General features: G+C 65.6%; 11 protein-coding genes and 1 tRNA gene. 3 read left to right on the forward strand and 9 right to left on the reverse strand.

What is annotated here, in order from left to right; all coding sequences use genetic code 11:
• Positions 1 to 263: 263 nt before the first annotated feature.
• Positions 264 to 896, forward strand: coding sequence for a LysE family translocator (locus NFW30_RS16195; protein WP_295356746.1), 633 nt, complete (start codon positions 264 to 266; stop codon positions 894 to 896).
• A 79-nt stretch (positions 897 to 975) separates the two neighbouring features.
• On the opposite strand, the gene NFW30_RS16200 is transcribed toward NFW30_RS16195, so the two are convergent.
• Positions 976 to 1,296: a BrnA antitoxin family protein gene (locus tag NFW30_RS16200; RefSeq protein WP_295356743.1), complete on the reverse strand. Its 321-nt coding sequence runs from the start codon at positions 1,294 to 1,296 to the stop codon at positions 976 to 978.
• Entirely contained in the window at positions 1,181 to 1,474 is a 294-nt protein-coding gene (locus NFW30_RS16205; protein WP_295356741.1) for a BrnT family toxin, read from the reverse strand. Before NFW30_RS16205 ends, NFW30_RS16200 begins: the two co-directional genes overlap by 116 nt.
• Before the next feature lie 198 nt (positions 1,475 to 1,672).
• Here NFW30_RS16205 and NFW30_RS16210 point away from each other — a divergent pair, with 198 nt between their 5' ends.
• Positions 1,673 to 2,071 carry a GFA family protein gene (locus NFW30_RS16210; protein WP_295356739.1) on the forward strand — a complete coding sequence of 133 codons (399 nt, stop codon included), beginning with the start codon at positions 1,673 to 1,675 and terminating at the stop codon, positions 2,069 to 2,071.
• 263 nt (positions 2,072 to 2,334) lie between these two features.
• Here NFW30_RS16210 and NFW30_RS16215 read toward each other — a convergent pair.
• From NFW30_RS16215 to tsaE, 3 genes are all read right to left on the reverse strand, one after another.
• Positions 2,335 to 2,410, reverse strand: a tRNA-Thr gene (locus NFW30_RS16215).
• Positions 2,411 to 2,541: 131 nt separating this feature from the next.
• Positions 2,542 to 3,912 carry an N-acetylmuramoyl-L-alanine amidase gene (locus NFW30_RS16220; RefSeq protein WP_295356737.1) on the reverse strand — a complete coding sequence of 457 codons (1,371 nt, stop codon included), beginning with the start codon at positions 3,910 to 3,912 and terminating at the stop codon, positions 2,542 to 2,544.
• Complete coding sequence (gene tsaE, locus NFW30_RS16225) at positions 3,867 to 4,370, reverse strand: tRNA (adenosine(37)-N6)-threonylcarbamoyltransferase complex ATPase subunit type 1 TsaE (protein ID WP_363322118.1); 504 nt, start codon at positions 4,368 to 4,370, stop codon at positions 3,867 to 3,869. The genes NFW30_RS16220 and tsaE overlap by 46 nt, the downstream gene beginning before the upstream one ends.
• Before the next feature lie 24 nt (positions 4,371 to 4,394).
• On the opposite strand from tsaE, the gene queG reads away from it, so the two are divergent.
• Entirely contained in the window at positions 4,395 to 5,489 is a 1,095-nt protein-coding gene (gene queG / locus NFW30_RS16230; protein ID WP_295356736.1) for a tRNA epoxyqueuosine(34) reductase QueG, read from the forward strand.
• Between the two features lie 68 nt (positions 5,490 to 5,557).
• On the opposite strand, the gene NFW30_RS16235 is transcribed toward queG, so the two are convergent.
• From NFW30_RS16235 to phoU, 4 genes are all read right to left on the reverse strand, one after another.
• Positions 5,558 to 7,198: an electron transfer flavoprotein-ubiquinone oxidoreductase gene (locus NFW30_RS16235; protein ID WP_295356735.1), complete on the reverse strand. Its 1,641-nt coding sequence runs from the start codon at positions 7,196 to 7,198 to the stop codon at positions 5,558 to 5,560.
• 193 nt (positions 7,199 to 7,391) lie between these two features.
• On the reverse strand, positions 7,392 to 8,732 hold the full coding sequence (phoR, locus tag NFW30_RS16240; RefSeq protein WP_295356733.1) for a phosphate regulon sensor histidine kinase PhoR: 1,341 nt from the start codon (positions 8,730 to 8,732) through the stop codon (positions 7,392 to 7,394).
• Complete coding sequence (gene phoB, locus NFW30_RS16245) at positions 8,729 to 9,454, reverse strand: phosphate regulon transcriptional regulator PhoB (RefSeq protein ID WP_295356731.1); 726 nt, start codon at positions 9,452 to 9,454, stop codon at positions 8,729 to 8,731. Before phoB ends, phoR begins: the two co-directional genes overlap by 4 nt.
• Positions 9,451 to 10,149 carry a phosphate signaling complex protein PhoU gene (phoU, locus tag NFW30_RS16250; RefSeq protein WP_295356728.1) on the reverse strand — a complete coding sequence of 233 codons (699 nt, stop codon included), beginning with the start codon at positions 10,147 to 10,149 and terminating at the stop codon, positions 9,451 to 9,453. Before phoU ends, phoB begins: the two co-directional genes overlap by 4 nt.
• Positions 10,150 to 10,374 lie beyond the last annotated feature (225 nt).

Here is a 10,374-nt window from a genome sequence, read left to right on the forward strand (position 1 = left end):
CGTTCGCGGGATGAGCGAGCGCCTCAGCCCTCTGGGAGAGGAAGACGTAACAAGCACACGGTCCATGGCGGGTGTCGCAGACGCCGGCCCTGTCGATCGCGCTCCCGTTGCGCTTCTTCGAACAAATGGGACTACCGAGCCTTGCGCCGCGGTAGGAATTCAATTCATCGAACCGCCGTGTACGTGATCCGTCCGCACGGTGGTGTGGGAGGGAGGAGCCGTGAGGCTTCTTCCTATCCCGATTAGCCCTTTCAGGAGGCACCATGCCATTTGACATTTCTGTTCTGCCAGTCTTTCTCGCTGCCTGCTTCGTGCTGCTTATCACACCAGGGCCTGATCTGGCATTTATTGTTGCTACAGGTGCTACTGAAGGTCGCCGCCCGGCCCTGTGGGCTTCAGCGGGTATTGCATTGGCGATGTTCGCTCATGCCATCTTCGCCGCTGTTGGCGTTGCGGCGATTGTCGCCACGTCGCCGTTGGCGTTCGATGTCATCCGCTATGGCGGTGCCGCCTATTTGGTTTTTCTCGCCTACAAGTCGTTTCTCGCCAAGCCTTTCGAAGCTGGCGTCCAAACCACAGTCCGTTCCCCATTCGACAACTTCCGCCGAGGCTTCCTGACGAATCTGCTGAACCCCAAGGCCATATTGTTCTCGGGTGTTTTTCTCCCACAGTTTGCATCGCCCTCCTTCGGGCCGATACTTCATCAAATCATTGCCCTCGGTGCGGTTTTGGCACTTCTTGGTCTGCTATTCCAGGCGGCTGTTTCTGTCGCCAGTGGAAGCCTTGGGCAATGGTTATTGTCGAGTCCCCGTCGTCAGGTGGTGCTTGAACGTCTGATGGGGGTAGTTTTTCTCGGGCTTGCTGCGCGGCTCATCGTAATGGAGCGCAAGGGCTAACCCATCATTCCACCGCACCTCTGCAAGAAGCCGCAGAGTCCGGTGAATTCGGACGTTGCGCCCCTTGGATGCCGACTGACTACGCCACGCGGTGTCTCTTGACGTACTGCTGCAACGCCTCGTTCATGCGCGTCTGCCAGCCTTCGCCGGTCGATTTGAAGTACTCAACCACTTCGGCGCTGTATCGAACTGTTACTGCAACTTTGGTCGGGAATTTCTGCGGCCCGCGCTGGCCAGGAAGACGAACCTTGCCCTTGGCCCAATACTTGGCCACCGCATCCGCATCATTGGGATCGTATGGGCATTCCGAGTCCTTCACCTTCTCGGGCTCTGCCTCGATCGCGGCAGCAATCTGCTCTTTGCCAAAGGTCGAGGGCTTTGAAGTACGCGCGCGTTTCATGTTTGTCACCGTATCGACAGGAAATCACTCGGGCGCTGCCATCGCGCTCCGTCCAAACCAGAAAGACAACCCGATCGCGAAACCAACCGAGACTTCGCAGCCGCAGTTCGCCGTACTGCTCGCGTTCGTCTTCCACCGTGACCATCGGGGCGTCGAATACGCAATCAACTTCGGCCAAGTCGATGCCGTGCGCTTTGGGGTTCTTCTTGCGCTTGCTCTCATCCTAGGTGATCATGCGCTTGTTGTAGCTACACAAAGCTTGTGGTGTCCAGCTATTTGTTCCCCCAGTGGCCCAACGAACAGGGGTGGATCGTGCGAAGCCACGATCCCATGGCGGCAGCTTCGTGGCCAGGGCCCATTCCCAGGAGATTCTTCGATGAACCTTTCCGGACGGTGCTTGTGTGGAGCCATTCACTATCAGCTTTCGGGCGCGCCCAGGGTTGTGGCCTTGTGTCATTGCCGCGACTGCCGGCGAAGCGCAGGAGCGCCGGCGGTGGCTTGGGCCATGTTTCCCGAGACTTCCCTGACGGTGACCAAGGGACAGCCCAGGACGATCAACTCTTCCGGCACAGCAATGCGGAGTTTCTGCGCCGACTGCGGTACCGGGCTGTTCTACCGGAATGCGGCGGTCCTTCCGGGACTTGTCGACGTCCAGTCGGCGACGCTTGACGATCCCGAAGCGCTGCCGCCGACGGTGCAAGTACAGACCGCCGAGCGGCTTGACTGGATGCTGCACCTTCATGAACTTCCCGAGTTCGCGAGATTTCCATCCTGACCGGATGGTTCAGTTTCAGCCGCCTGGCAGCTGACCGGGCAGCTGTGGCTTTCTCGGCCGTGGCAGCAGGTCACGTGAACTCTGGACAAGTGCGCCGCCCGCCGCACACAAGGATGGCTCCCGTGAGGACAGGTGTGCGCCATCGCCACCGCTCGAGAGACAGGCCAGCGCACCGACGGTCCGCAGGCACCCATCGGCTGCCTGCCTGGCGCCAGCCCAGAAAAAAGCCCCGGCTTGTGACCGAGGCCAAGTGCTTGATTCTTTGGTGCCGCTGCCCGGAATCGAACTGGGGACCTACGCATTACGAATGCGCTGCTCTACCGACTGAGCTACAGCGGCACGGCGTCCAGCTTCGCCAGTGCAGGACGCGGATTCTAGCAGGGGCCACGCCCTTATGGAACCCCCCTTTGCGCATCGCCGCGCACCTCCTGGGCCAGCCGCAACGGCGAAGGCCCGGTACGCCGCCGGCGTCAGTCGAGACGCGCGAGCCGTGACTTGGCGAGCGGCGGGTTCCTGGCGAAGTACTTGCGGATGCCGGAAAGGATCGCCTCGGCCATCTTGTCCTGATAGACGTCGTCGTTCAGCTTCTTCTCCTCATCGGGGTTGGAGATGAAGGCGGTCTCGATCAGGATCGACGGAATGTCGGGTGCCTTGAGGACGGCGAAACCCGCCTGCTCGACGTTCGCCTTGTGCAGGCGGTTGATGCCGCCGATCTCGCCGAGAACGGCCTTGCCGAGCTTCAGGCTGTCGTTGATCGTCGCCGTCTGAGACAGGTCGAGCAGCGTCCGCGCCAGCACCGGATCCTTGACGTCGATGTTGACCCCGCCGATCAGGTCGGCGGCGTTTTCCTTCTGCGCCAGGTAGCGCGCTGCCGAACTCGAGGCGCCGCTCTCCGAGAGGACGAAGACCGAAGAGCCGTTGGCATCGGGCCGGACGAACGCATCGGCGTGGATCGAGACGAAAAGGTCCGACTGGATCCGGCGCGCCTTCTGCACGCGCGCCTGCAGCGGCACGAAGTAGTCGGCGTCACGGGTGAGCACTGCGCGCATGTTCGGCTCGGCCTCGATCTTGGCCTTCAGCCGCCGGGCAACGGCCAGCGTGACGTTTTTCTCGTAGCTGCCACCGCTGCCGACCGCACCCGGGTCTTCGCCACCATGCCCGGGATCGAGCGTGATGGTGACGAGGCGATCGACCACCGGGCGCCCCGCGCGCTTGGCCGCCACCTTCTGCTCGCTTGGTGCCGCTTCGCTCCTGACCTCGCGCCGGCCATCGGCCACTGCCTCGGGCCGTGCCTCGCTGCGGCTGTCCGGCCGGCTGGCCGTGCGGCTCTCGACCACCGCCTGCCCCGGCTCATTCCTGTCGATCAGCGAGAGCAGCGGATCGGGCGGATTGAGTGGATAGACGTCGAGAACCAGTCGGTGGCCGTAGCCACCGACCGGTGCCAGTTCGAATACCTGCGGGTTGGCCTCCCCCTTGAGTTCCATCACCAGGCGAACGACGCCCGGCTTGTAGCGGCCGGCGCGCAGCAGGCGGATGTTGGGGTCATCGGCGGCGACCTTGCTCGCCAGCCCGTCGAGAACCCCATTGAACTCGACTCCCTCGAGATCGACCACCAGGCGCTCGGGGTCCTTGACCAGGAAATGCGTGTACTTCAGTGGTGCGTTGTGCTCGATCGTCACGCGTGTATAGTCGGCCGCCGGCCAGACCCGCACCGCCACGATTCCCACGGCACGTCCCGCCGCGGCCTGCCCCAGCGGGCTGACCGACAAGAGCAGTGACGCGCCGGTAAACTTGATCAGCCGGCGGCGGGCAACCAGCCGCTTCTCAGCGCTCGCAGACATTCTCGACCCTCCTCGCTGCAGGCGACGATGTCCACCTCCCTTGCGCGCTGCGCGAAACGCAGGTGCAGGATGAGGTCGGCCGCGGGCATGTACCCGGCCGCATTTTGCGGCCATTCGACCAGACAGACCGCGTCGTCACGGAAATACTCGCCAAGCCCAGCATCCAGAAACTCTTCCGGAAAGTTGAAACGATAGAAATCAAAGTGATAGAAGTATATCCTCGAAATCACATAAATTTCAACCAGCGCATACGTAGGGCTTTTGACGGGGCCGCAGTGACCGCGGGCTCGCAACAGCGCGCGCACCAGCGTGGTCTTGCCGGCGCCGAGATCACCATCGAGCGCAACGACCATTCCGGGCTTGAGCAGCGGCGCCAATGCACCGCCGACACGAGCGGTGACCGCAGCATCCGGCAGCTGCAGGCGAAGGGCGGACTGGTTATCATCCGGGCTATGCACGATGAGGACTCCGAGACGGGTGGGATGCGAGTGGCAGGCGACGCGCAATCAGTGAGCGCCGGCGACGCGGCCGCGCTGCGGCGGCAGATCAGCTCCTGGGGCGCCGAACTGGGCTTTGCCGCCATCGGCGTCAGCGGCATCGACGTGGCTGCGGCTGCACCGGGATTGCTGCGCTGGCTGGATCTCGGACGGCACGGGGCGATGGATTATATGGCCAAACATGCAGCGCTGCGGCTGGCGCCGCAAGCGCTGCTGCCCGGTGTCCGGACGGTGATCTCGGCTAGCCTGCCCTATTGCCCGCTGGCGGCGGACGCCGCGGCGGTTCTGGGTGACGACCGCCTGGCTTACGTTTCCCGTTATGCCCTCGGCCGCGACTACCACAAGACGATGCGGGGCCGCCTGCAGAAGATCGCCATGCGCCTGCAGGACGCCGCCGCGAGACTCGGCCGGCCCTGCAGTTGCCGTGTCTTTTCGGATTCGGCGCCGGTTCTCGAGACCGAGTTCGCACGGCAGTCGGGAGTCGGCTGGCGCGGCAAGCACACGCTCTCACTGACACGCGAGGGTTCGTGGCACTTCCTCGGCGAGATCTACACGACCCTGCCACTGCCCGCCGACCCGCCGGCAAGCGAGCATTGCGGCGACTGCCGGCGCTGTCTCGACGTCTGCCCGACGGCGGCGATCGTCGCGCCCTACCAACTCGACGCGCGGCTGTGCATCTCCTATCTGACGATCGAGTTCGCGGGCAGCATCCCGCTGCCGCTCCGGCCGCTGATCGGCAACCGCATCTACGGTTGCGACGACTGCCAGCTGCATTGCCCCTGGAATCGTTTCGCCCGCATCGGTGACGCCGACTTCGCCGTGCGCAACGGGCTCGATGCGGCGCCACTGACGGCACTCCTTGCCTGGAGTGAGAGCGAATTCGACAGTCGCCTCGCGGGCAGTGCGATTCGCCGCATCGGCCACGAGCGCTGGCTGCGCAACGTGTCGGTCGCCCTCGGCAACGCCCGTCCAGGAACTCCAGGCGTCGTCACCGCGCTGGGCTCGCGGCTCGACCACCCGTCGGCGCTTGTGCGGGAGCACGTCGGCTGGGCGCTGGCGCGCCACCGGGCGGCAGTCTGAACGATGCCCCACCTGCCGGCGGCAGACACGCAGCGACCCCGGCCAGCCGCTGCCGCCTGCCAGCCGACTCACATGTTGGGATAGTTCGGTCCGCCACCGCCCTCGGGTGCGACCCAGCGGATGTTCTGTGTCGGATCCTTGATGTCGCAGGTCTTGCAGTGCAGGCAGTTCGAAGCGTTGATCTGCAGCCGTGGACCGGCATCCTCCTCGACGATCTCGTACACGCCGGCCGGGCAGTAGCGCTGCTCGGGCGACGCATACTCGCGGTAATTGACCGTGATCGCCTTGCTCGCGTCGAGCAGTTGCAGATGGACCGGCTGCTCTTCCTCATGCGCGGTGTTCGACATGAAGACCGAAGACAGCCGGTCGAAGCTCAGCTTGCCGTCCGGCTTTGGATATTCGATCGGCTGGAAGCGGGATGCGGGCGCCAGTTGCCCGTGGTCGCTGCTGCGGTCCTTGAGCGTGAAGAACATGCGGCCGCCACAGAGGTTCTGCTGGATCCAGTTGAAGGCACCGCCGAGAAAGGTACCGAACTTGTGCAGCGCCGGGCCGAAGTTGCGCGCCTGGTGGAGTTCGCCGTACAGCCACGACTCGCGGAAGGCGACGGCGTAGGCGACGAGATCGCTGCGCCCCTGGTCGCCCGCCTGCAGCGCCACAGCGACCGTTTCCGCCGCGAGCATGCCGGACTTCATCGCCGTGTGGATGCCCTTGATCTTGGCGAAGTTGAGCGTCCCGGCATCGCAGCCGAGCAGCAGACCGCCGGGGAAACTCTGCTTCGGCAGGCTGTTGAAACCGCCCTTGGTGATCGCCCGCGCGCCGTAGCACAGCCGCTTGCCGCCCTCGAGGTATTTCCTGATCTCCGACTGCCGCTTGAAGCGCTGGAATTCCTCGAAGGGCGAGAGGTAGGGATTGGCGTAGTTGAGGTCGGCGATCAGTCCGACGACCACCTGCCGTTCATCGAGATGGTAGAGAAAGGAGCCGCCGGTGGCGCCATGTTCGCTCAGCGGCCAGCCGGCGCCATGCACGACCAGCCCGGGCCGGTGCTTCGCCGGATCGATCTCCCACAGTTCCTTGATGCCGAGACCGTAGTGCTGCGCGGTCGCGCCGGCAGCGAGATCGTAACGGGCGATCAGCTCCTTGCCCAGTTGCCCGCGCGAGCCCTCGGCCAGCAGCGTGTAACGGGCGTGCAGCTCGAGGCCCGGCTGGAAGCCGTCCTTCGGCTCGCCATGCTTGTCACGTCCCATGTCGCCGGTCGCCACACCCTTCAGCGAGCCGTCTTCATGGTAGAGGAGTTCGGCGGCGGCAAAGCCGGGGAAGATCTCGACACCCAGCGCCTCGGCCTGCTCGGCCAGCCAGCGACAGAGCGAGCCGAGGCTGATCACCCAGTTGCCATCGTTGTGCATCGGCGCCGGAACGGCAAAGCCCGGCAAGCGGACGGCCGAGGTCTCGCTGCGATAGAGGAAGACCTGATCCTCGCAGACCGGCGTCGTCACCGGCGCACCCCGGGACTGCCAGTCGGGCAGCAGTTCGTCGAGCGCCCTGGCCTCGAAGAGCGCGCCGGAGAGGATGTGGGCTCCCACTTCCGAACCTTTTTCGAGGATCATCACCGACCATTCCGGATTCAACTGCTTCAGGCGAATGGCTGCGCTCAGGCCCGCCGGACCTGCTCCGACAACCACCACGTCGTACTCCATTGCTTCCCGTTCCATCACCGCTCCCCATGGTTTCTCGATCGAGTCGGCAGCCGCCGCAAGCTCCCTCCGGCGCCTCGCCGGGTTTGCCGCCGGCTGACTGCACTGTTTCCGTCGTATACCGCAGTCAGCGGGCCCGGTCAACGACCTGAGCGGCGCGACCTGAGCGGCGCGATCCGACACGGCCTCGCCTGCCGGCGCCAGCCGCCGTTCAGGCTTCGTCGGCCGCCGGCAGAGCCGGTGAGGGCTGTGGCCGCAGCCGCCACTCCGGAAACTCGGCACGGAAGTTGCTGCCGACGCCAGGCTGCGAGTCGATCACCAGTACCGCCTGATGGCGTAACAGGATGTGCTTGACGATGGCCAGACCGAGACCGGTGCCGCCAGTGTCGCGCGAGCGGCCCCGGTCGACGCGGTAGAAGCGCTCGGTCAGGCGCGGCAGGTGTTCGGCGGCGATGCCGACGCCGGAGTCACGCACCGAAAAGACGGCGACACCGGCGCGCAGCTTCCACCTGACGCGGATGTCACCGCCAGCCGGCGTGTAACGGATCGCGTTCGACACCAGGTTGCCGAAGGCGCTGTGCAGCTCATGGCGGTTGCCGCGCAACCCGGGGCCGCCGCAACGGAACTGCAGGCGGTGGCGGCCGCAGCTGAGGCCCTCGGCCTCGGCCTGCAGTTGCGCCAGCAGGTCGGCCATGTCGATGTCTTCCTCGCTGGCGGGTGCGTCCTCCGCCTCGAGGCGGGACAGCGTCAGCAGGTCGTCGACCAGGCTCAGCATGCGCCGCGTCTGCTCGCTCATCAGGCGGACGAACTGCTGCCGCTGCTCGGCGCTCATCGCGCTTTCGTCGCCGAAGTGCTCGAGAAAACCGCTGACGACGGTCAGCGGCGTGCGCAGTTCGTGCGAGACGTTGGCGACGAAGGTGCTGCGCATCGCCTCGACGCGCCTGGCGTCGGTGACGTCGAGGCTGACCAGCAGGGTGTTGCGTTCGCCCAGCGGCACCGCGCGCAGGGAATAGGCGCGGCGGCGGGCCGCCGGCGACAGCAGGATGAACGGTGGCTGTCCGGCCGGACTGCTCAGGTACTCGGCGAAGCCCGGCGCGCGCACGAGTTGCTGGATGATCGCACCGCCATCGCGCGGCAGGCGGATGCCGAGGTGCTCGCCAGCGGCGCGATTGGCCCACTGCACCTGATGGTTCTCGCTGAGCACGACGAGACCATCGGGGACGGCGTCCATGGCGTCGCTGAATGAGCCCAGTCGCGCCTCGACCTCCGCCAGTGCGCGCGCGTCGAGGCGAAGCTTGCGCGACAGCTTGCGGAACACCTCCCCCCAGGCACCGCCCGAGTCAGGCACCTCGCCCTGCTGCGGGCCATCGATCCACGCCGCCAGCAAGGCCAGCCGGCGCGTCTGCAGCAAGACGACGAGCATGAGCCCGCTGGCTGCCACCACCCAGCCCCAGATGGCGCCATGGAGCGCCGCCAGCAGCAGCGCCAGGCAGACGATCGGCAGCACGCCGGTGAGAACGATCCGCGTACACCAGCGGCCGGCGGCAGTCATGCCTCGCTCGGTGGCGTTCCTGGCTGGGCGCAGAGCTTGTAGCCGGCGCCACGCACCGTCTCGACGACATGCTCGGCGGCCGGGCCGAGCGCGACGCGCAGGCGACGGACATGGATGTCCACGGTGCGGTCCTCGATATACACGTGGTCACCCCAGACGTTGTCGAGCAACTGCTGGCGCGAATAGACGCGTCCTGGATTCGCCATCAGGAAGCGCAGCAGGCGGAACTCGGTCGGCGTCAGGTTGATGCGCTGGCCGGCAACGCGCACCTCGTGCGCCACGGTATCGAGCGCCAGCGGTCCGACGGTCAGCGTGCCGGCGGCGAACTGGGGCGCGCAGCGGCGCAGTACGGACTGGACACGCGCCATCAGTTCCTTCGGGCTGAACGGTTTGACGATGTAGTCGTCGGCGCCGCCTTCGAGTCCGGCGACGCGGTCGGCCTCCTCGCCACGCGCGGTCAGGATGATGATCGGCAGCCGCCGCGTCCGTCGCTCGCCACGCAGTTTGCGCGTCAGCGCCAGGCCCGACTTGCCGGGCAGCATCCAGTCGATCAGCGCCAGGTCCGGCAGCGTCCCGCCCAGCGCGGTCTCCGCCTGTTCGGCAGTCTCCACGCACAGCGGCTGGCAGCCACCGCAGACGAGCGTGAAGCGCAGCAGCTCCTGGATCCCCTTGTCGTCCTCGACGACGAGCACCTGCGCCCGGCCGGCTTCGCTGCGCGTCATGCTTCGTCCGTCTTGCTGGCGGCGACCGCGCTGTGCCGGATGTCGATGCCGCTGACGATGTAGATCACGTTCTCGGCAATGTTCGTCGCGTGGTCGCCGACGCGCTCGATCGCCTTGGCGATCCAGATGATGTCGAGCGCCTCGCTGATCGTTCGCGGATCTTCCATCATGTAGGTGATCAACTGCCGCAGGATGGCATTGAAGGCGGCATCGATCGCCTTGTCGGCGCCGATCACCTGGCGCGCGGCATCGATGTCCATCCGCGCCAGCGAATCGAGCGACCCCTGCAACATGTCGCTCGCCAGGCGCCCGCAATGGTGCACGTCGGACAGCCGCGGAATCCGCTGCGAACCGGCCTGGTGCAGCTTCTGCGACATGCGTGCGATCTTCGACGCCTTGTCGCCCACTCGCTCGAGATCGGTGACGATGCGCGAGATCGCCATCACCAGCCGCAGATCACGCGCCGTCGGCTGCCGCCGCGCGATCAGCAGCGTACAGTCCTCGTCGATTCCGACCTCGAGTGCGTCCACTTCGCGATCGCTGCCGATGACCTGCTGCATCTCGTCGAGGTTGCCGCTGCTGAAGGCATCGACGGCCGCCAGCACCTGTCTTTCGACCAGGCCACCCATCTGCAGGATGCGGGTGCGGATGTTCTCCAGTTCGAGGTCGAATTGTTTGCTCAGGTGATCGCTCATGGGGCACGCGCTCGTTTCGGGTTGCGGACAGAAGTATGGACGGAGGCAGCTTAGAACGCGAATGTTACGGGACTGTGACGGCATGGGCAGCCTGTGCCGGGAGCGGCAGCCGGCCGCAGCGACGACCGCCCGTCCGCCACGGCAACGCGAAGCCCGATGCCGCCTATAATCCTATTTTCCTCTGTTAGCCGCTGTCGGGAAGCGGTAAGAGCTGGGTTGGCAACG

It is taken from the genome of Accumulibacter sp., assembly GCF_023806635.1.
Lineage (GTDB): Bacteria > Pseudomonadota > Gammaproteobacteria > Burkholderiales > Rhodocyclaceae > Accumulibacter.